This is a genomic window from Sulfitobacter sp. 1A15258 (assembly GCF_043557045.1).
Classification (GTDB): domain Bacteria; phylum Pseudomonadota; class Alphaproteobacteria; order Rhodobacterales; family Rhodobacteraceae; genus Sulfitobacter; species Sulfitobacter faviae.
The window spans coordinates 21885-43060 of the sequence record NZ_JBIFFK010000013.1; the positions used below are offsets into that span (position 1 = coordinate 21885).

Below are 21176 nucleotides of genomic sequence, written 5' to 3' on the forward strand. Positions count from 1 at the left end.
CCTTACACCCTTTCGATGTCGTGACGACCGAACAGCCCGTGCGGACGGATCATGACGGTAAGAATGAGCACGGCAGCGACGATAAGCTCACGGCTTCCGCCTCCGACAAGCGGATCGAGGAAATCAGCGCCAACGTTTTCGACGACGCCCAGGATGATGCCTGCGATCACGGCGCCAAGGATACTGTCGAGACCACCGAGAACGGCAACCGTCAGACCTTTGAGAAGCAACAGCGACAGCGCCTGATCGACACCCTGAATCTCGCCCCAGATAACGCCAGCGGCGACGGCAACAACGGATGCCAATGCCCAGGACAACCCAACTCCGCGTTCAACCGAGATGCCGACCGACCACGAAGCCATGTAATCATCCGCGATCGCCCGCAGCTTGATCCCGGTCCGGGTTTGGAAGAACAGCATGAAGCCGACAAACAAGGCAAGCGCGACACCGGCACCGACCAGATGGATGCGGCTGATGAAGATGTCGCCCAGGAACAGCGGATCATAGCTGACGCCCAGTTCCATCGAACGCGACGTTCCGCCCCAGATGGCAAGTGTCGTACCCCGCAGGAAAATGTCGAGGCCGAGTGTCAGCATCAAGATCATGACAACCGGCCGACCTGCGAGACGGCGCAGGGCAACACGCTCGATACCGAACCCAAGGGCGAACATGACAACCGCAGCCAGAGGGATGGCCAGCCACAAGGGCAAACCCACATCGCGCGCCAGAGCCAGGACCACATAGGCCCCGACCATGGTCAACCCGCCCTGCGCCAGATTGGGCACCGAAGACGCCTTGTAAATCAGCACGAGGCCGATGGCGAATAGCGAATACAGCAAACCCGTCAAGGCTCCGTTGATCGCAAGCTCTGATAGAAAGACCCAGTCCATTTATACCTCCCTGATAGGAAGGCTTCTTTCGACCTTCCCTACTTCCCCGGTCTCGTAAGTCACCTGCGCGCTTACGTGGACCTCTTTTGAACCGTCGTAGAGCGCCGCGATCACGTCAGCATAGCGTTCCTGAACGACCTTGCGCCGCAGTTTTCGTGTCCGTGTGATTTCACCATCGTCCGGGTCGAATTCTTTCGGCAGACTGACAAAGCGTTGCAGGCGCAATGGTTCGGTGACGGCCTTGTTGACCCGTTGGAAGGCCTCGCGAAGCAACGTCGCGACCTCTTCACGCTGAGAAAGATCGGCATATGACACGTAAGGTACGCCGTTCACTTCGGCCCAGTGCCCCACGGCCTCGAAATCCACGCAGACCATCGCCGTCAGTTCCTTCAGCCCGGCGCCAATCACGGCCGCATCCTTGATATACGGGCTGAATTTCAACCGGTTCTCGATGTAGTTTGGAACGTAACGTTCACCGTCGGCGGTGTGCATGACCTCGGAGACACGGCCCAGAACAACCAGGTGTCCGTCGTCTTCCAGATAGCCGGCATCGCCGGTATGCAGCCACCCGCCCTCAAGCGCTTCGGCGGTCGCTTCGGGTTTGTTGAAATACCCTTCGAACACGCTGTCCGAGCGCACCAGGATCTCACCGTCTTCGGCAATGCTGACCTCGACGCCAGGCGCGGGTTTGCCAACCGTATGAAGACGGACCTCGCCCGGAGCCTGAATCGCGTTGATCGCGCTGTTCTCGGTCTGGCCGTAGAGCTGACGCAACTTGATCCCCAGGGCGCGGTAGAACACAAAGGTGTCTTCCCCGATCGCTTCACCGCCGGTGAACGCATTCTTTAGGCGGCTCATCCCGAACTGGTCCTTGATCGGACCGAAAACCATCACCTCGCCCAGAAGCCGGCCCAATGGCTCAAGTACACCGCCGCTTTTGCCATTCAGCTTGTTCATTTCAGCTGCGATGGCCCGATCCATGAAGAAATGGTACAACCATTTCTTGACCGGGGTCGAATTCTCGATACCGACCTGGATCGTCGTCAGCATCTGGTCCCAGCTTCTTGGCGCCGCCAGATAGAATGTCGGAGCGATTTCGCGCATGTCGCGCACAACCGTTTCCTGACGTTCCGGCACGTTCACGGTGAACCGCCAAAGCAGGGCCGCCGCGACGGTAATGGCAAAATCGCCCACCCAGGCCATCGGCAGATAGGCCAGGATTTCCTCGTTTTCGTCGAATGCGCCCGCTGCATGCCCGTTCTTAGCGGCAGCAAGAACATTTTTCTGACTTAGAACGATACCTTTCGGCTTGCCCGTGGTCCCTGACGAATGCATGAAGATGGCCGGATCTTCGGGTTTCGCACGACCGTAAAGCTCTTCGCGCAGGCCGGGGGCTTCATTCAGATCGTGCTGACCGACTTCAATCAGGTGATCCCAGGACATCAGCCCTTCGACCTCATAGAAACCAAGGCCCCGCGCTTCGTCATAAATGATGTGGTCGATCCCCTCGGCGCCCGCGTCCTTCAGCTCCAGGATCTTGTCAACCTGTTCCTGATCTTCAGCGATGGCCGCGACGATTTCGACTTCGCCAAGAAAGTGCCGGAGTTCTTCGAGCGTCGCGCCGGGATAGGCAGGCATTGCATAGGCACCCAGCAACGAAATAGCCAGCATTCCGCCATACAGCCGCGCCCGGTTGTCGCCCAGGATAAGCACCGCCTTGCCCGGTGTTACGCCGATTTTCTCAAGCCCGGCCGCGCAGGCCAGCACCTCTTCGGCGTATTCCGCCCATGTGGTTTCCTTCCAGATCCCACGCTCTTTTTCGCGAAGCGCGATTTCCGAACCGTGTTTCGAGGCGTTCCGCGCCAGAATTGCGCCGATCGTGTCGCCGCCCGAAGACTGTTTCTTCGTCAAATCAGTCATGCGACCCTCCGATATATGCCTCGATGACCCGCGGGTCCTTCACAACCTCCTTGGGGATGCCACTGGCGATCATTTCACCATAATTCAGGGCCAGCATCCGATCACAAATGCCGGTGATGACATCCATATGGTGTTCGATCAGCAGAACGCTGACGCCGCGTTCGGCACGGGCATCCAGAATGAAACGGGACATATACCCTTTCTCTTCCTGGTTCATGCCGGCCATCGGTTCATCGAGAATCAGCATCTGTGGCTCGGCCACCAATGCCCGCGCCAGCTCGACCCGTTTTTTCAACCCGATCGGAAGGCCATCGACCAACTCATGCCGGATGCTCTCGAGTTGTAGAAACTCGATCACCTCTTCGACGATCTTGCGGTTTTCGATTTCTTCACGCTGTGCTGCCCACCAGTAAAGCGCGGTGCGCAGAACGCCCGGTTTCATGTGGATGTGCCGCCCCAGCAGGATGTTGTCCAGAACGCTCATCCCGTTGAACAAGGCAAGATTCTGGAACGTCCGGGCGACGCCGAGCTTGGCAACCTTGTGAGGTGCCGTACCCGTGATTTCCTTTCCTGCCAACCGGACAGTCCCCACATTCGGTGGGTAGAACCCGGTAATTGCGTTCGTCAGTGTTGTCTTGCCGCTGCCGTTCGGGCCGACAAGTCCAAAGATTTCCCCCTGCCGAATGACGAGGTCCACACCGGTGACAGCGACGATGCCGCCGAACCGTCGCTCGACCCCGCTGCACTCCAGTATCGCCCCATCATCGGCTCCGATTGCTGTTTTAATCTTAGTCGTCATCTAGATATCATTGTCCCCCTAAGGTTCACGGCCAACATCAGGTAATCCGGAAGTAGTCCGGCCGCCCCGTTGGCCATGGATCCCCCCACAATTGCTGCCCACCGTCGATGTTCAGAACTTCTCCGGTTACGAATTTCCCTGAATTCGCCGCCATATAGACAACCCCTTCAGCGACATCCCATTCGTCCCCGGCGTGCCGCATCGGGTTGGAGTCCTGAAAGGTCGCAGAACCCTCCGGAGGGTAGTTCCCGAAACCGTTGCTTTCGCAGCAACCCGGCGCCACGCAGTTCACTCGGATACCGTGCGGGGCCCACTCCACCGCAACCGACTTGGACAGGTAAACTACCCCTGCCCGGGCCGCACAGGTATGCGCGATGCCGGGCATGCCGCGCCAGATATCGGCCACGATGTTGACGATGGAGCCCGATTGCTTGTTGGCAACCCAGTGGCGCGCCGTGGATTGCATCATCCACCACGTGCCGTTCAGGTTGGTGTCTATGACCGCATTCCAGCCCTTTGGACTAAACTCCAACGCTGCTTGCGGAAACTGACCCCCAGCATTGTTCACCAATACGTCAATCGCCCCGAACTCCTGGTTCGTCTTGGCGACAAAATCCTCGACCTGCTCAGGCTCCCGGATGGTCATAGGCACAGCGAAAACTTCGCCCCCGAAACTTTCAAGAAACTCCTTGGCCAAAGCCAGTTTCTCTTCGTTGCGTCCATTGATCGCCAGATTGGCCCCGAGCCTTGCGAACAAGGTCGCAATTGCCAGCCCCAATCCGCCTCCGGCCCCGGTCACCACAACGACTTTGCCGGTGAATAAACCGCTTGCGTAAACGGTTGCACGTTTTGATAGGTCCTCCCTCGAAGACCCAAACTGCGTCTTATTCATGACGCCTCCTCCCATTCCCCATTAGGGGCAGCTGCCAGTAATCTAACGGGCGTTAGAAAATTGGTCAAGACAACTTTTCCCACCAGCCCCGCCCGTTATCTCCGATCAGTAAGACTTTGGAAGTCCAAGGGCTTTTTCTGCTATGAACGACAGAAGCATCTGCGGTGTCACCGGTACGATGCGGAACAGCAGAGCTTCACGTACCAGTCGCTCCACGTGATATTCCTTAGCATATCCGAATCCGCCAAACGTAATTTGCGCGGCTTCGGTCGCCTCGACCGCGGCGTCGGCGGCCAAAAGCTTGGCGGCGTTCGCCTCGACGCCGCAGGGTTCTCCCGCATCGTAGAGGGCTGCAGCGTGCATCACCATGAGATTGGCAGATTCCACTCGCGCCCAGGCTTTGGCGAGTGGATGCTGAACACCCTGATTTTGGCCGATCGGGCGGTCAAAAATCACACGTTCGTTTGCATAATGCGCCGCTCGCGCCAGTGCGTTGCGCGCAATACCGATGCATTCACCGGCCACCAGGATGCGTTCGGGATTCAACCCGTGCAAAATTTGCCTAAAGCCTTTGCCCTCCTCCCCGATCAGGTCCTCAGCCGGAATCGGCAATCCATCGATGAAGACTTCGTTCGAATCGACAGCCTTTCGACCCATCTTTTCGATCTCTCGCACGTCAACGAAATTTCGGTCGAGATCTGTATAGAACAGGCTCAGCCCTTCGGTCGGGCTGCTCACATCCTCAAGCCGCGTTGTTCTGGCCAGAAGCAACATCTTGTCTGCCACCTGCGCGGTAGAAATCCAGACTTTTTGTCCGTGCACGACATATCTGTCCCCCCGCCGCACCGCCATGGTCTTCAGCTTTGTGGTATCCAGCCCCGTCGTCGGTTCGGTCACGGCGAAACAGGCCTTTTCATCGCCTGCTATTAGAGGGCCAAGCATACGCGCGCGCTGCTCATCGGTCCCAAACTTCACCACCGGGTTGAGCCCGAAAATGTTCATGTGGATGGCCGAGGCTCCGCTTGCGCCGGCCCCCGACTCGGCGATTGCCTGCATCATTATGGTCGCCTCGGTGATCCCCAGACCAGCGCCGCCGACAGCTTCTGGCATGGCGATACCCAGCCAGGCGCCATCGGCCATTGCCCTGTGCAGTTCATGGGGAAAACCACCGTTGCGATCCCGATCCAGCCAATAGTCGTCGTCGAACCTTGCGCAAATCCGCAGAACCTGGTCGCGAATCTCTTGTTGGTCGGCGGTCAATCGAAATGTCATAGCGCGCGCCCTCTTTCCAATCTTACGAGCCCAGCCTCACATAGGGCAGCGATCCGCTCATCGTCAAAACCAAGATCACGCAGAATGCTTTGGCTGTCTGCGCCAGGCGGTCGTCCCAGCCAACGAAGCTGACCGGGCGTCGCGCTGAGATGAGGGACCGGACCAATGACCTGAGTCTGTTCGCCAGCGACCGACACGATATCCCCGCGATGGCGTATCTGCTCGTTCGTCGCGATTTCCTCGACACTCAACACACGCGAGGCAACGGCATCATGGCGGGCGAATACCGCCTCCACTTCCTTAGCCGTGTGCTGCGTGACGAAATCATTGATCGCGTCAAAGACCACCGTCATGTGCTGCGACATCTCGCCGAGTGTCGCAAACCGCGGATCATCGGCAAGGGCGTCCCCGCCGACTGCCCGCAACAGTCGGTGCGCGGTTTCCGCGCTCCCTGCGGAAACGGTCAGCCACACCCCATCGGACGTTCGGAACATCCCCCCCGGAGCAAAGTCCATCGGCTGGCGCAGCCCATTGCGCCGCGGCGAGAGGTTCGCGCCCGTCAATGCGGGAACAGGATAGTCCATCAACCGAAGCAACGCCTCGAACACCGCAAGATCGACGACCTGACCGCGTGCAATGCCCTTTTCGCGAGCAAATAGCGCGATCATGATTCCCAAAGCGCCCATCAGCCCTGTCGTGCTGTCGGCCGCCGGAAAGCCGGGGTGCATCGGCGGCCCGTCGGGAAAACCGGTCAGATGCGCTAATCCACTCATGGCCTCCGCAGCACGCCCAAACGCTGGCACGTCGCGCATCGGACCGTCCTGTCCGTAACCTGAAACCCGCAAGACAACCAAGTCCGGGTTCCAATCGTGCAAGACGTCTGGCCCAACACCGGCACGTTCCAGCACACCCGGTCGGAAATTTTCGATCAGCACGTCGGCATCTTCGACCAACTTTCGCAGGATGTCCCGGCCCTCGTCGGACTTCCAGTCCAGGCCTAGTGTTTTCTTGTTACGGCCCAAAGTCTTCCACCAGACGCCCACCCCATCCTCTGCCTTGGGTCCAAGGTCGCGCATCATATCCGTCCGGTTGGGGGCTTCGATCTTGATGACATCTGCACCAAAATCCGAGAGTAAAGCTGCCGCAAGTGGTCCGGCAATTACGTGACCAAGTTCTATAATCTTCAGTTGATCAAGGGGTCCAGACATCTGCACTTTCGACTTTGCTAATTTTCTAATGGTTGTTCGATTCCTAGCAAAGGCGAAGTCGGACCTCAAGATTCAAAGGTAATCACTTCCCCAAAAACGTAACCGCCCGGTTGTTACCGCGGATCAGTTTATCGGCGTCCAGTTCCATGAAAGCAGTTCGTTGAGCGGGTTGGTCATGTGATTGTGGATGCGGTCGAGGATTTCGGCCAGCCAGGCTTGCCGATCGTGGCCGTTCATCTTGGCTGTCTCGACAAGGGAGATCGCCCGGGACAGCGTTTCGCCACCGCTGTCGGAGCCTGCAAAAAGTCAGTTTTTTCGCCCGATGCTGATCGGGCGCATGACGCGCTCGGCGGTGGTGTCGTCGATGCCGACGCGGCCATCTCCAAGGAAGAGCTCGAATGACGGCCAGCAGCTGAGACCATAGCGGAAGGCCTTCGCGAGACCGTCCTTGCCGGGAATGCGTAGCAGTTGGGCCTCGGTCCATGCCTTGAAGGCCTAGACCATGGAGCGGGAGTGCGCCTGGCGTGCTGCCAGCCGCAGTTTCGCTGTCTTTTTTGCCCACCCGAACTATGGCCTGCCGTGCGTTCTTTCAGGCCTGTGGGACGAAGCGCTCGTCTTTGGCGGCACCGAAGTGGCTCCGACATTCGGCGGTTTTCTCGAAGGCGCGCTTGAGGCGACGGAACATGCCTACACCGTCCTTAAGACGGGTCGAGGGCGCTCAGAGAAACGCTTATAACTGCATCTGCGTTCAGGCTGTCGCTGGGGAACCTGAAGGAGCGTTTTCTTGTTTAGGCGGCTTGATCAAGAAGAACAGCGCATACAATACCGGCACCGCGACCAGTGTCAGGATCGAGGCGAACGCGAGGCCACCCATGATCGTGACAGCCATCGATGCGAAGAAGGCGTCTGATATGAGCGGAGTCATACCGAAAATCGTTGTGCCCGCAGCCAGCACGACGGGCCTCAAACGGCTGACCGAGCCATCGATTACCGCCTGATAGTCCTCGACACCTTCGGCGCGTTGCTGATCGATTTCTTCCACCAGCACAATGGCATTCTTCATCAGCATCCCGGAAAGGGACAAGAAGCCGAGAAGCGCCGTGAACGTGAACGGTAGCCCAGTGAACAGCAGACCAAGAACCATCCCCGTGACCGACATCGGAACCACGAGCCACAGGATCAGTGGCTGGCGCACTTTGTTGAACATCAGGATCGAAATTGTCAGCATTACCAGAAAGCCCAAGGGAAGCTGTTTGCCGAGACTTGCCTGCGCTTCTCCCGCGCTTTCGAACTCGCCACCCCATTCCATCGTGTAGCCTTCGGGAAGCCGAATGGCTTCGATATCAGAGCGGACACTGCGAAAGGCCTCATCTGCTGTCAGGTCGCCGCCTGCACCGCCGAGGACCGTTATCGTACGCTCACGGTCGCGGCGGTGGATAAGGGCCTCGACGAGGCGGGGCTCAAAGCCGGAGACGAGGTTGGCCATCGGCACATAGCCATTTGCACCCGGCGACCAGACGGAGAGATCGCGCAAACGATCCAGCCCGTCGCGCTCGACCTCGGGAAGCCGCAGATACATAGGGATTTCGGCATCGCCTTCGCGCAGGGTGCCGACCCGCAGGCCCGAGGTCCCGTATTGCACGGTGTCGGAAATCGATCCGCGAGTCGCACCGGCCAACCGCATGCGAGCCTCGTCGACGATGGGTTCGACGAGAATTTCGCGCTGTCGCCAGTCTGTGCGCGGGTTTGTGATCGTGCCGGCCTCGTCGAAGATCGCAAGCGCGTTATCCGATAGCTGCCGGAGGACTACCGGATCGGGTCCCGAAAAGCGAACGGCGACATCGGCCCCGGCAGGCGGACCGAAGACGATCTCCTCGACGCGGATAAGAGCATTGGGGAATTGCGCCGGCAGTTCGCGATTGAGACGCGCCGCAACATCGGGGATGAGTGTGGCATCGGTCGCACGCACGATCAGCTGACCGTAGCTCGCATCGGCCTGCTCAGGGTTGTAGGTCAGCATGAAGCGGCTGGCCCCTCGCCCGACAAGCGTTGTAACGTCCGTCACTATCTCCTCGCCTAAGATGATCGCCTCGAGCCGGGCCATTTCTTCATTCGTGGCTCGAATGTCCGTGCCCTGTGGCATCTGGAATTCGACGTAGAATATCGGGGTGTTCGACGCCGGAAAGAAAGCCTGCTTGACTTGGCCGAAGGCCATGACCGACCAGACCGTGATTCCGACGACCGTCAGGACTACGAGCACGCGGGCGCGCAGCGCCATCCAGAGGAAACCGCGATAAGCCGAATAGACTAAGCCGCGATAGGGGTCCTTGGAGGTGTCTCTTGGCGCCTTCAGAAGGAGCTTCCCAAGATAGGGTGTAACGGTTACGGCGAGGATCCAGCTCATCAGCAACGAAATCGCGATAACCGCGAAAAGCGAGAACAGGAATTCTCCGGTGGCGTCTGGCGATAGCCCAATGCCCGAAAACGCCATGATCCCGATCACGGTGGCCCCAAGCAGGGGAAACCCTGTCGCGGTCTCTGTATCGGCGGCGGCGTCTTCGGCGGACTTGCCCCGCGCCATGCCAATCAGCATGCCTTCGGCGATCACGATGGCATTGTCGACCAGCATGCCCATGGCGATGATCAAAGCCCCGAGACTGATCCGTTCCATCTCGATGCCGAAGACAGACATGAAAAACAGTGTGGAAAAAACCGTGAGGCCCAGCGTGGCACCCACGACCAAACCCGCGCGCCAACCCATGGTCAGCATCAGCGCCCCGATGACGATGGCCACGGATTGACCGAGGCCGACGAGGAAGCTCGAGACCGCTTCGTCGACGACCTTATGCTGTTCATAGATCGGTACGATCTCGACGCCGTCCGGCAATTCGGTCTTCAGCTGGTCCAGCCGTGCCTCGACCGATCTGCCGACCTCGACAACGTTGCGGTCCACGAGCGCCGAGACCCCGAGGGTGAAGGCCCGCGTGCCATTGTGACGCACGATCTGGCTCGGCCGCTCTGTCTCCTCTCGGACCACGCGAGCGATGTCGTAGAGCGCAATCTGCCCGACCTCTCCGGGGGCGCCGAGCCGCAGCGCCTCTATGCCCTCGACGCTGACATAACCCGGCGGAACGGACACGCCCAGCCGAGACAGCCCTTCGCTGATCTCGCCGTTGGAGAAAACCTGGTTTTCGTCGGCGATGATACCGAGGATCTGGTCCGGTGGCAGGCCCAGTTCGGTCAGGCGCGCCGAAGGGATCGAAATGATGATCTCCTCTTCAGCCAGCCCCTGAACCTCGATCTTGGCCACCCCGTCGACGGTGACAAGGTCGCGCCGCAGTTTAGTCGCGAGGTCTCGCTGTTCCGAGGCGCTCAACCCATCGGCCGTCACAGCGTAGAACATGCCGTAGACGTCGCCGAAATCGTCATTGATGATCGGAGACTGCGCACCGGAGGGAAGCTCTCCTTCGATGTCGCGGATACGGCGGCGCATCTCGTCCCAGACCTGCGGAATCTCGTCGGGCCCATAGGTCATCTCGATCTCGACCGTGATCTGGGCCATGCCCGGCATGGATTTCGATTCCACCCGGTCGAGCTGCTTCATCTGTTGGAGTGCGCTTTCCACGACATCGGTGACTTCCTCTTCCACCTCCATCGCCGTCGCGCCCGGATAGGGCACGAAAACGAGCGCCGTCTTGAGCGTGAAACTCGGGTCTTCGAGGCGTCCGACCGTGTTCAGCCCCCACAAACCGCCGAGAAGGCAAAAGATAATTGCCAGCCAAACGGCGACCGGACGTCGGATGCTTGCGCGGGAAATACTCATTGTCATGGTTTCGGTTTTCCGGTCCAGGATCGTTCAGAGGCCGCGAACCGCGACTGTTTCGTTTTCCTTCAGGCGCCACCACCCGCCGGACACAACCAGTTCGTCTCCGGAGAGCCCCTCAAGCACGACGATTTCGTCGTCGTTCGGCAGCCCCAGGCGGATCGTCTTACGAGACACCCGGCCGGTCCCCTCGTCATACAGCCAGATGGACGGCTCGCTCCGGCTCGTCGTGTCGATCGCCGAGACCGGGACGACTACCAACCGCGATTGCGCACCCTCCGCGGCGGCGGCTACGCGCACATTCGCCGTCATTCCGGGCAGCAATCTCGGGTCGATGGCGCCCTCGATTGCAAACTCGACGTCATAGGTTTGGGCTGTGGGGTCTGCATCGGTCACGAATTTCCGCAGATACAGAGTTGCGTCATATCCCGGCACGGCGGGGAAAGAGGCGGTTACCCTGAATGCATCGGGCTGGGCCCGTGCCATCGCGGCGAGTTCCTCGGGCAGCGAAATCCGCACCCGCATTTCACTGATGTCCTGCAACCTGGCAATCGGAGCCGCAGGGGTGACGTTCGAAAACTCCTCCAGAAAGATGCGCGCGACAATGGCGTCGAAGGGCGCGGTGATCGTGGCTTGAGCCAAGCGTCGCTCCGCTTCACGCAGGGCGACTTCTGCCTGAGCAAGCTGCGCGCGGTTCGTTTCAAGTCGGGCGTCGGTCGCCACCCCCCTCTCGGTCAGACTCAACGCACGATCGTATTCGGATTTTGCGAGGTCGAAAGAGGCCTGCGCCCGATCCACGGCCAATTCGAAATCGACTGGGTCGAGCGCGGCAATTAAATCGCCTTTCTCGACCCGAGTCCCAGCATCTACCGCGAGGTCGGAAAGCTGACCCGAAACCTGAAAGGCAATATCCACGGTCCGGGCGGGCTCCACGCGGCCTGCCAGGCTGCGCGCCCTATCGCTATCGCGAAGCTCGGCACGCGATACTTCGACCGTGACCGGTTGGGCCATGTCTTGCTCGGCGCTCCCTTGCGCATCGGCACCGGAAACCTCATCCGTAGTCTGCGCGAAGACCTTGGATGCGATGTCCGGGTTGAATTGCACGAGAAGGACAATGGCGAGAAGAAGGGCGACCAATCCAGCGGCACCTCCTCGGAAGTATCTGGTTCTATTCAAGCTCATTTATCATGTCCTTCAATCTGTCGATGGCGGCGTCTTGCTGATCGTCGTCACCATCCGCGAGGCGAAGAAGCCTCTGGAAACGAAGACCCTGGATCGCCAAAAAAAGAACCATCGCCGCAGTGTCGTCCTGCGCGTCCGAACGGATGCGCTCGACATCACGGGACAGCTCTCTTCTCAGCGGGTCCAGAAGATTCGGATCCGACGCCGAAACCGCGAGAATAGCCATCGAAAGGTCATCATCGGTGCTTACGGCTTGCAGAACTGTCTCGAGATGACCGCGCAGGGTGCGGGAACTGTGCCCTTCCGGGACCGACGCCAGACGTTCGCGGTGCTCCGCGAGCATTTCGTCGAGCAGCCCGGCCAGAAGCGCTTTCTTGGTGGGGAAGTTGTACAACACCCCACCCTTGCTGAGGCCGGATTCCCGAGCGACGGCGTCGATCGTGATCTTTCCCGCGCCTTCTCGCAGCGCAATCGCCCGCGCAGCGCCGAGAATCTTCGGCGAGGCGTTCTTCGGTTGCTTTTCCACTTGTGCAGTCACCCTGTACCGTCCGGTCGGTTAAGTCATTGGGCGAGCTAATGCGCTGCCCCGTATTTGGCAAGCGAGCTCAATCTGAAAATTTGTCTCTGTGGCCGCTACCGTAAAGTCGCAGGAATGCAGCGACCGCTTCGCGCGCATGTTGCTCGCGGTGGACAGCTCGTTTCACTGCGAGAAGGCGCGGCATAAGTAGCCCCGAAACGCAAAGGTGTATGAAGTGATCGGACGCGCGCCGGACGTCATCGACATCGAGCGCGCCTTCGCGCGTAAGGCGCTCCAGAATCCGACCGACGAGTTCGCGGGCAGGTTTCGGGCCTGCGCGAAAATAAACCTCACCCACTTCGGGCAGTGCCTCGGAGGCGCCAACGCACGTTCGCAGGAGACGGATGTAGGTGTCGTCCAAGGTGAGGTCGACCATGCGAAGGGCGAGTTCTTCCAACTGGGCGCGCGGCTCCAAAGACGCGATCAAGGGCCGGAGGATTTCGTCCGCAAGCCGACCGCATTCGGATTCAACCACGCTCAGGAACAGTTGCTCCTTGGTCGGGTAATACGAATACATGGTTGCCTTCGACACTTTTCCTTCAGCGGCAATTGCATCGACCGTGGCTCCTTCGTAACCGCATCGGAAGAAAACCTCGCGCGCACCAATCATGACGTCGGCCATTTTTCTCACGGGCATCTCGTTCTCTCTATCCCAGGCAGGACTAGGCGGTTACAAGCTTTACTGTACCGTCTAGTGAGTATAGTAGATAGAAGTTGATTTAGCAGCAAAGCGTAAAGCTGTGCGGATCTACCCCACCAAGCGCCGCTTGGCGGCTTTTTCTAGCGCCGTTTTCAATTCGTCATGAGCTTCGGGTCTGATTCTGCCTGAGTTGTTCTCGGGCGCGGGATTATCCCGCGAACAGGAGGGGTACCGTCATTCTGCCGCGCTTGCGGTCCCGACAAAGGCACCCTCGGCCTCCCAGCGGCGTGCGATCGAGCCAAGCTTGTCCAGCACGCCGCGCAGTTCCGCGCCGCGCTCAGTCAGCCCGTAGGTGACAGCGGGTGGGATGGTCATGGCCTGCTCGCGCCATACAACGCCAGCATGTTCCAGCATTCTCAGCCTCTCGGTCAGGACCCGGGTGGAAATGCCGGGCACCAAACGCTTGAGCGCGCCGAAACGCTGCGGTCCCTGCTCGGACAGAACCCAGAGTATATAGATCGTCCAAGGGCCTGTGATGACACGCAGAAGCGCCTCCATCGGGCATGAGGGGGGCTGGACGCTCTTCATCGTGGATTATCCTCGCGGTTAAAGTAATCTAGTTACTTTTAAGTGCCTACTTTCACGAACGATGCAAGACACCTAAAGGTACTTAGAGCGGAAACTGCGGCTGAACAAGCCCTTGCAAACAGGGAGTGCGGTGATGAGTGACAACGTGGCAAAGTATGTCTACTGGATCGCGACCGGCCTTGTGGCGCTGGTCTATCTGGGTGCGGCGACTTTCTACATCTCATCCCACGATATGGTCGCGGGCATGTATCGCGAGGTGTTGAGCTATCCCACATACATCATCTGGCCGCTCGCGATTTTGAAGATTGTCGGCGCGGTGGTGATTCTCTGGCGCCCTTCGGCGATGCTGGCGGACTGGGCTTACGCGGCGATGTTCTGGCATCTGGTGTTGGCGTTCGGGGCGCATGTGGGCGCGGGCGATCCAGGCTGGCCACCGGCTCTTGCGACCTGGGTGCTCCTGATCGCCTCGTGGATGACAGCCAATCGCGTGCGTGCGGTAAAGTCGGCATATGCGCCGACGTTTCCGACAGAGACGAATTAATCCGATGCGGAGTTGCCACGGCGCTGGCCATCCACCCTCGGGCTTGGGGTTCAAAAGGACGACAGAATGACCGAAAGGCAGCCGACAGTGTTTGTTCCCCATGGAGGCGGCCCTTGCTTCTTCATGGACTGGAACCCGCCTGACACCTGGGACAGGCACCGCAGATTCCTTGAGGCTTTGCCTGCGAGCCTGCCGGCAAAGCCCAAGGCGCTTCTCGTGATCTCAGGCCATTGGGAGGAACGGGTGTTTACCGTGCAGACCAACTCCGCGCCGCCGCTGCTGTTCGACTATCAGGGGTTTCCCCCCCATACTTATCAGCTGACCTGGCCCGCGCTAGGCGATCCTACGCTGGCGGCCCGTGCAAGCGAGCTATTGAATGGCGCGGGTTTTGAAACCCGGGCCGACGCTACGCGTGGCTTCGATCATGGGGTGTTTGTTCCGCTAAAGGTGGCTTTGCCTGAGGCCGACATACCTACCGTCCAACTGAGCCTGCGCGACGATCTCGACGCTGAGGCGCATCTTGCTGCTGGTCGCGCGTTGGCGCCCTTGCGAGACGAAGGTGTTCTGATCATCGGGTCCGGCAACACCTATCACAACATGGGCAAGATGATGCGGGCGATGAGGGGCGGACCCGATGGCCCGGTGAACGGCGGCGACTTCGACCGATGGCTCACGGGTGCGGTGACCCATGAAGACCCCGGGGCGCGCCGCGCCATGCTGGCTGCTTGGGATCGGGCACCCGGCGCACGCGACGCCAATCCGCGCGAGGAACATCTAATTCCATTGCACGTCGTGGCCGGCGCCGCGCTTGCGGATCGGGGGGAAAAGACCCTCGAGGATCACGTATTGGGCGCGGTCGAAAGCGCGTTCAGATTTGGATAGGACCAGATATGTGCTTCGAACTTCCCTTGCGGCAGGGTCCGCGCCCCGAAACCACCGAGTGCGCCCCGCATGAGCAAGTGTCGCAGAACTCCTCGGCCGAGATTCACGCATTGTTCAAGCAGAAGGCCTTCGCCCTGCCCTTCGTCGAGCGTTGCCGATCGGGTATTTCGGTCCCCGGCGCCGAGGCATTAGTCCTGCCGCGGCCGCATGCCTGCGGCCCGCGCGAAGCCTTCATGATCGGACGCGAATTTGCGCATGTGCATCCCGCCTATGACGGTTCGTCGCACATGATGCTGCCGCTGGCGGCGGTTGAGGAACTCATCGCGAAGGGATGGGGCGAACAGCACCCGATGGCCTCGGCCGGATACATCCCGGCCAATGCGATCATGGCCTTTGCTCCACGCGATGAGGCAGAGGTCGATGTGATGATCAAAATCCTGACCACAAGCTGGGGTTTCGCGCGCGGCAAGCTGGCGAATCCCGCCCCCACCCAAATCCACGATTGATCGCAAGCGCGCTTGCAGAAACATCAAGATAAGAGAGATACCATGTCCAACATCCAGAACGGCCCCTTCATCGTGACCGGCGCGTCCGGACAACTTGGCCGGCAGGTGGTCGACCTGCTGGTTCAGGCAGGTGCCGGGCCGGTCATCGCGATCTCGCGCACTCCCGACAAGCTTGCCGATCTGGCGGGAAAAAGAGTCGAGGCGCGCGAGGGCGATTTCAACGACCCGGCTTCTCTTGAAGCAGCCTTCGCGGGCGGCAAGCGTCTCCTCATCATCTCCACCGACGATCTGGAGCCGGGCAAGCGGCTCGCAGCTCATTCCAATGCGATTGCTGCGGCCAAGACGGTAGGTATCGACCACATCGTCTATACCTCCTTCGCAGGCCCAGTCGCGGAAAGTCCAATCGGATTCGCTCAAGACCACGAAGGGACCGAGAAGCTGATCACGGAAAGTGGGGCGGATCATACGATCCTGCGCAACAATATGTACACCGACTTTCTGTTGATGGGCGGCCAGCAGAGCGTCGCCATGGGCACGCATTTCTCCGCCGCAGCAGATGGCAAGACCGGATATGTGACACGCGCGGATTGCGCCCGTGCCGCAGCCGCGGCGCTAATGAAAGCTACGGGAAGGGAGACCCTCGATATCACCGGGCCGGAGACGGTCAGCCAGGCCGAGGTCGCGGCGATCTTGTCCGAAATTGCGGGTAAGGAAATCCCCTATGTCGCCCTGCCCGCCGAGGATCTGGTGCAGGCGATGATCGCAAATGGACTGCCGGAGTTCATGGCGAGGGTCTTTGCCTCCTTCGACGAAGCAATCGCGCAGGGCTATCTCGATGTGGCCAGCGGCGATCTCGAATCGCTCACCGGCAAGCCCGGACAGTCGGTGGCCGATTTCCTGGCCGCTAACCGCGCGGCGCTTCTTCAGGCGCCGCAGGAACAATAATGCTGGAAAATGTCATGAGGCTTTACAACGCGAACTTCTCACCGAATGCGCTGCGTGTACGGGCGGTGGCGCACGAACTGGGCGTGGAACTCGAAATCGTCGAGGTCGACATCCGTGCCGGGGACAACCGCGCGGCGGAATTTCTTGCCCGCAATTCAAATGCAAAGGTGCCTGTTTTGGAGGACGGGAATTTCGTGCTCTGGGAGTCCCGGGCGATCTGTGCCTATCTGGCCGGGATCCGGCCCGAGGCAGGGCTCTATCCTGATGGCCTCAAGACGCGGGCCCTCGTCGATCAGTGGGCCTGGTGGCAAGCCATCCACCTAGGCCCGGCGATGCAGAAGTTGTCCTTTGAGCTGTTCCTCAAAGAGAAATTCGGCATGGGCGATCCTGATCCTACTGTGGTCGAAGCGGAACGGAAAGCCACCGATCAGTTCCTTGCCGTTCTGGAAACCGGACTCGACGATAAGGATTGGATTGCAGGCGCACTCAGCCTTGCCGACTTCTATCTGGCGACCACATTCATGTATCGCGACCAAGCGGGGATTTCGCTGGACGAATTCCCCAGAATCGCGGGCTGGATCGGCCGGCTTGAAGCGCGTGACAGCTGGCAGAAGGCCGTAGCACCGCTTCTTGCGCTCTTCGCCTGACATCGCGCTCGCCGCGATGATTGAACGATCTGCATCACGTCCGGCGATCGGCGCGCTATCAGATTTAGACATGAGCAGGAAGCGTCGCATGACAGAAATTAGCCGCAGACAGCCGCGACAACCAACCTGACAAGAGTTCCTCCGGAAGCAATGCGGCGGTTTTGGGATGTAGATGCTGTGTCTCATCCCGATCTTTAGAGTTTTCGCGCGGAGTGTATTCATCAGGTCCGATAACTCAGCATCCGTCGCGCCAATTGAGCACGTGCCGTTCGTCCAAGACAAAGACTGATCTCACGGCCTCCGCGAGCGGGATGCCGAGCACAGTGTAACCGTGCAGGACAGCTATGCGGGTGTCACTGTTCCCTTAATTCTTGGACGCTGATGTATGTGACCGTTCAGAACCGCGGGGTCATGCTGCCCTGAGCAAGGGTGGTGTAGGACTTATGAAGCTCGCAATGTTGCCCGCAATAGGCTGCTTCGGGGCTTCATATTTCGTTCGTTCACTCAAACCGCTGTCGTTCCCAGGAACAAGAAAAAACCAGACCGCCGGAGCGGTCTGGCCGTTGGCTTAGGCGGCGTCTTTGGGGCCCCAAGGGATGACAGCCTGCAGGGACAGATCGTCCTGGTTTGCGGCCTTGCCGAGGTTGGCGTTGAAGCCGTGGTCGCGGATGGTCAGCGTGTAGTAGTCGGCGCCGGTCTCCTTGTTCTGCTTCTTCCAGATGCCGCCGCACTCGACCAGCTTGCCGCGCGGGGAGCGGCCGAGGACGCGGTGCGTGGGGGCCATCGGGTTCGTGCTCGCGACGGGTTCGACCGTGATGTCGAGGTCGAAGGTCAGGGTCGAGATGGAGCCGACGCCCTTGGCGGTTTCGATGTCGGTGCTGGTGAATTTAATGCAGTTCGTGGTCATTGCTCTTCTCCTTGTTTGCATTGCAATGATGGTCACCTTGCAGCTGGCCAAGGCCCGGCCACACCGAAGGCGAAGCGTAGCGGAGAGGGGCAGGCGCCGGTCTTTTTGGCGCGCGAGGAATGACCCGTAGGGTCAGGGGAAAAAGATCGGCGACAACCTTTGTGGACGGGACGACAGCTGCGACCAGCATGTCATGCAGAGCAACACATCGGGAGAAGTGCGGTGGCCGCGAAGGACACCCAGGTGAACAGCCGATGAAACTGCCGGGGGCGGTGTCCTTTCTGCCCTCTCACCCCGAGCCGCAGCCGGACGGGTTCGCGCTTTGCCGAGCCTTGCCTAACGTGGCGCGACCGCTTGCCCGTGGTAAGTTGGTCGAGTGAGGTGCCATCTGGCTGAGCGATTTCAAGCAGACCGCCGTGGCATCTGCACCGGGCGCGGGTCATCCCGATTTCGGACCAACCCTCTTCGGCATCCCAATAGTTTGCGATTTTTTACATCGCGTCCAACACCGACCCTCTGCCAGCTTTGGCCAGAGCGATCCGGCGGTTGTCGAAACTCCTTTGCGGTCAATGATGGCAGAACAGCATGTCCGGCAAAGCGAGGACTAACACCGGCTGACACGGGAAAAACGAGACTACTGAAGCGACCCGCCCCGCCCCAGCGACCGTTACCGAATGGCCGAGATGAAGCGTTGCCACGACCATGCGACGGCTGGTCGGGCTGGCTCCGGAGGAGACGGCACGGCCAGCGGTACGTCGCAGGGAGAGGCAGCGTTTCAGCTCGGGGAGGGCGGCTGCATGCAGCCGACCGAGTAGGGCGCGGTCCTGACCAAAGGGCAGGATGATTTATGGACAACAAGCACCCACGAATTCCGTTCGCCGATTTGATGAAACTAACCCCGACTCGGAATGTAACAGATACGACCTTTGGCCTTCTTCAGCCATCCGAGTTGTCGTGCGCGTAGCTGCCATATCGCGTAGGACGCCCGTAATGCGGGCCAATGAGCCGAAAGGTCTCGATTGGCGACTCGTGATCGATGGTGTTCTCTGGAAGAGGCTATTCCGCACAGGCATCGGGAAGGATTCCTGCAACCGAGAGCAGTAGGAAGCTGCCATGAACCCGCTCATATTGCCACTGACCTACTCTCACCACGTTAATTAAACCCGCTTATCTTAGCCTACCCACTATTTAAGCGAAGCCCGTATTGCTTAAATAAAAGAGGGGCATCATAGTGAGCTATGACCGATTCAGACCCCAACCAACGCCTTGGCCGCTTTGTCGAAACCCCCGTTGCAGGAGAGACGGTCCGCGCCTTCGTACCACCTCCCCTGCCTCCAGTCCCAACAATCGACGTACTGGGGCTTCTCGACCGACTCAGCCTCGCGGAGCGCGCCTTAGGGCGGCTGGATGGCATCACGATGCTTCTGCCGCGCCAGGAACTGTTCCTCTATATGTATGTCCGCAAGGAGGCCGTACTTTCCTCACAGATCGAAGGAACGCAATCGACGCTGACAGACCTGCTGCGTTTCGAGACCGAAGCACAGGCGGGCCAGCCAATCGATGACATCCGCGAGGTCTCGAACTACGTCGATGCCATGATGTACGGGTTGGAGCGCCTCGAAGACTTGCCACTGTCCCTGAGGCTAATCCGCGAGATGCATGCGCGTTTGCTGCAAAGCGGACGTGGCGGCACCAAGGACCCCGGGGAGTTTAGGCGCTCCCAGAACTGGATCGGAGGGACACGTCCCGGTAATGCGCTGTACGTTCCACCCCCCGTCACGGAACTGGACAATTGCCTCGGCGCGTTTGAACGCTTCATGCACGACGACCAGTCCCGCCTTCCTGCTCTCATCAAGGCAGGACTGCTGCACGTCCAGTTTGAAACCATCCACCCTTTTCTCGACGGCAATGGCCGCATCGGCAGGTTGCTGGTAACATTGTACCTCTGCGTCAATGGGGTGCTGCAAAAGCCTCTCCTCTATCTGAGCTTGTTTCTTAAGACGCATCGCGCTGATTACTATCGCCTGCTCCAGGAGGTTCGTGAGCATGGTCAGTGGGAGGCTTGGCTTGACTTCTTCCTCGCTGGCGTGGCGGATACGGCAAACCAGGCATTTGATGCCGCCACGCGGATTGTTGACCTGTTTAAGGAGGATCGCGAGCGCATTTCAGCGCAAAGCGATCGCGCCGGTTCGTCACTGCGTATCCATGAACTGTTCCAGCAGCACCCCTTCCTGACCGCGAACCAACTGGTCGAGTACACCGGTCTGTCGGCTCCGACGGTGAACGCGGCCCTCGCCGACCTCCAACGCTTCGGAATTCTTGAGGAGATTACTGGGAGGAAGCGGGGGCGTGTTTTCAGCTATCGCGCCTATCTGACCATCCTCAGCGAGGGTACCGATCCGCTACCCACCACTGCCTAGAGAAAGGTGCGATGACAATTGCCATTCGACCATGAATGTCAATCGTGGCTGGGTTGCTCCCCTACAAGTTCGGGCAATGGCTCGGCGTGCCCATGACTCTCAAACTCGTTCCAATAGATCATGGCGAACTCTGCCACGGCTGGGCGTGGTCCATCGATGATGAGGACGCACTCGCCGAACAGGTTGCACGTATAGTTCTCGGCCAATATCGCCACGTCGCCAAGATCCTGAGCGGTGCGGGGGTGCCGGGACCTGCTGCCAATGCCGAGCAGGCGACTGCAGCGATCAAACAACTGACGTTGGCGGAGGGTGACGATCCTTGGCACCGTGATGGCTGGCTGTTCCAGGCGATATCGTGGATCGCCGCGCACCAGCAGCCTGCCGCTTCGCTCACCCGGATGCCTCATATTCGCAAGGCCGATGTCGCGTTTCCCTTAAATCTGAGACGAGACGCTTTCGGGGGAGTGGACAAAACATGGGGGTCATGCGGCGCGTTTTCTGTTTGCGACGGTCAGCCGACCATCGAGAACTGCGGCC

The 21176-nt window shown here is 59.6% G+C and carries 19 protein-coding genes and 2 pseudogenes; 8 read left to right on the forward strand and 13 right to left on the reverse strand.

Annotation, left to right across the window (positions count from 1 at the left end; genetic code table 11):
* Positions 1–2: 2 nt before the first annotated feature.
* The 7 genes and pseudogenes from ACGYK9_RS18225 to ACGYK9_RS18255 all read right to left on the reverse strand — a co-directional run.
* On the reverse strand, positions 3–890 hold the full coding sequence (locus ACGYK9_RS18225; RefSeq protein WP_276155047.1) for a branched-chain amino acid ABC transporter permease: 888 nt from the start codon (positions 888–890) through the stop codon (positions 3–5).
* A complete protein-coding gene (locus ACGYK9_RS18230; protein WP_276155048.1) occupies positions 891–2810 on the reverse strand; it encodes a long-chain fatty acid--CoA ligase in 1920 nt (639 codons plus the stop codon). It abuts the gene before it with no gap.
* Positions 2803–3609: an ABC transporter ATP-binding protein gene (locus ACGYK9_RS18235; protein WP_036538081.1), complete on the reverse strand. Its 807-nt coding sequence runs from the start codon at positions 3607–3609 to the stop codon at positions 2803–2805. The genes ACGYK9_RS18230 and ACGYK9_RS18235 overlap by 8 nt, the downstream gene beginning before the upstream one ends.
* Positions 3610–3646: 37 nt before the next feature.
* A complete protein-coding gene (locus tag ACGYK9_RS18240) occupies positions 3647–4501 on the reverse strand; it encodes an SDR family oxidoreductase (protein ID WP_028284935.1) in 855 nt (284 codons plus the stop codon).
* A gap of 105 nt (positions 4502–4606) precedes the next feature.
* Positions 4607–5773 (reverse strand): acyl-CoA dehydrogenase family protein, encoded by a 1167-nt coding sequence (locus tag ACGYK9_RS18245; protein ID WP_172975950.1) that lies wholly within the window; start codon positions 5771–5773, stop codon positions 4607–4609.
* Positions 5770–6981: a CaiB/BaiF CoA-transferase family protein gene (locus ACGYK9_RS18250; protein WP_152467184.1), complete on the reverse strand. Its 1212-nt coding sequence runs from the start codon at positions 6979–6981 to the stop codon at positions 5770–5772. Before ACGYK9_RS18250 ends, ACGYK9_RS18245 begins: the two co-directional genes overlap by 4 nt.
* Before the next feature lie 123 nt (positions 6982–7104).
* Positions 7105–7527, reverse strand: a pseudogene (locus ACGYK9_RS18255) (transposase); the annotation flags it as partial.
* On the opposite strand from ACGYK9_RS18255, the gene ACGYK9_RS18260 reads away from it, so the two are divergent.
* Entirely contained in the window at positions 7484–7717 is a 234-nt protein-coding gene (locus ACGYK9_RS18260; RefSeq protein WP_336246031.1) for a hypothetical protein, read from the forward strand. The pseudogene ACGYK9_RS18255 and the gene ACGYK9_RS18260 sit on opposite strands and share 44 nt — an antisense overlap.
* Before the next feature lie 12 nt (positions 7718–7729).
* On the opposite strand, the gene ACGYK9_RS18265 is transcribed toward ACGYK9_RS18260, so the two are convergent.
* The 5 genes from ACGYK9_RS18265 to ACGYK9_RS18285 form a co-directional block, all read right to left on the reverse strand.
* Entirely contained in the window at positions 7730–10810 is a 3081-nt protein-coding gene (locus ACGYK9_RS18265) for an efflux RND transporter permease subunit (protein WP_152467182.1), read from the reverse strand.
* Positions 10811–10837: 27 nt separating this feature from the next.
* Positions 10838–11986 (reverse strand): efflux RND transporter periplasmic adaptor subunit, encoded by a 1149-nt coding sequence (locus ACGYK9_RS18270; protein ID WP_152467181.1) that lies wholly within the window; start codon positions 11984–11986, stop codon positions 10838–10840.
* On the reverse strand, positions 11973–12512 hold the full coding sequence (locus tag ACGYK9_RS18275) for a TetR/AcrR family transcriptional regulator (RefSeq protein WP_136340217.1): 540 nt from the start codon (positions 12510–12512) through the stop codon (positions 11973–11975). Before ACGYK9_RS18275 ends, ACGYK9_RS18270 begins: the two co-directional genes overlap by 14 nt.
* A gap of 79 nt (positions 12513–12591) precedes the next feature.
* A complete protein-coding gene (locus ACGYK9_RS18280) occupies positions 12592–13185 on the reverse strand; it encodes a TetR/AcrR family transcriptional regulator (RefSeq protein WP_234163373.1) in 594 nt (197 codons plus the stop codon).
* A 252-nt stretch (positions 13186–13437) separates the two neighbouring features.
* Positions 13438–13791 (reverse strand): helix-turn-helix domain-containing protein, encoded by a 354-nt coding sequence (locus ACGYK9_RS18285; RefSeq protein ID WP_229737775.1) that lies wholly within the window; start codon positions 13789–13791, stop codon positions 13438–13440.
* A 133-nt stretch (positions 13792–13924) separates the two neighbouring features.
* Here ACGYK9_RS18285 and ACGYK9_RS18290 point away from each other — a divergent pair, with 133 nt between their 5' ends.
* The 5 genes from ACGYK9_RS18290 (at position 13925) to ACGYK9_RS18310 (ending at position 17312) form a co-directional block, all read left to right on the forward strand.
* Complete coding sequence (locus tag ACGYK9_RS18290; protein WP_043753122.1) at positions 13925–14332, forward strand: DoxX family protein; 408 nt, start codon at positions 13925–13927, stop codon at positions 14330–14332.
* 66 nt (positions 14333–14398) lie between these two features.
* Positions 14399–15214: a class III extradiol ring-cleavage dioxygenase gene (locus ACGYK9_RS18295; protein WP_136340168.1), complete on the forward strand. Its 816-nt coding sequence runs from the start codon at positions 14399–14401 to the stop codon at positions 15212–15214.
* A gap of 8 nt (positions 15215–15222) precedes the next feature.
* Entirely contained in the window at positions 15223–15720 is a 498-nt protein-coding gene (locus ACGYK9_RS18300; RefSeq protein WP_036051542.1) for a luciferase family protein, read from the forward strand.
* A 42-nt stretch (positions 15721–15762) separates the two neighbouring features.
* Positions 15763–16665, forward strand: a complete 903-nt coding sequence (locus ACGYK9_RS18305) for an SDR family oxidoreductase (RefSeq protein WP_152467180.1) — start codon at positions 15763–15765, stop codon at positions 16663–16665.
* Entirely contained in the window at positions 16665–17312 is a 648-nt protein-coding gene (locus ACGYK9_RS18310) for a glutathione S-transferase family protein (protein ID WP_051372683.1), read from the forward strand. The genes ACGYK9_RS18305 and ACGYK9_RS18310 overlap by 1 nt, the downstream gene beginning before the upstream one ends.
* Positions 17313–17880: 568 nt before the next feature.
* On the opposite strand, the gene ACGYK9_RS18315 is transcribed toward ACGYK9_RS18310, so the two are convergent.
* Positions 17881–18219 carry a DUF736 family protein gene (locus tag ACGYK9_RS18315; RefSeq protein ID WP_065331505.1) on the reverse strand — a complete coding sequence of 113 codons (339 nt, stop codon included), beginning with the start codon at positions 18217–18219 and terminating at the stop codon, positions 17881–17883.
* A 1238-nt stretch (positions 18220–19457) separates the two neighbouring features.
* On the opposite strand from ACGYK9_RS18315, the gene ACGYK9_RS18320 reads away from it, so the two are divergent.
* The gene (locus ACGYK9_RS18320; RefSeq protein ID WP_152467152.1) at positions 19458–20639 is read left to right on the forward strand and encodes a Fic family protein; all 1182 of its coding nucleotides are present in this window, start codon (positions 19458–19460) and stop codon (positions 20637–20639) included.
* Between the two features lie 92 nt (positions 20640–20731).
* Positions 20732–21176 (forward strand): annotated as a pseudogene (locus ACGYK9_RS18325) (hypothetical protein); the annotation flags it as partial.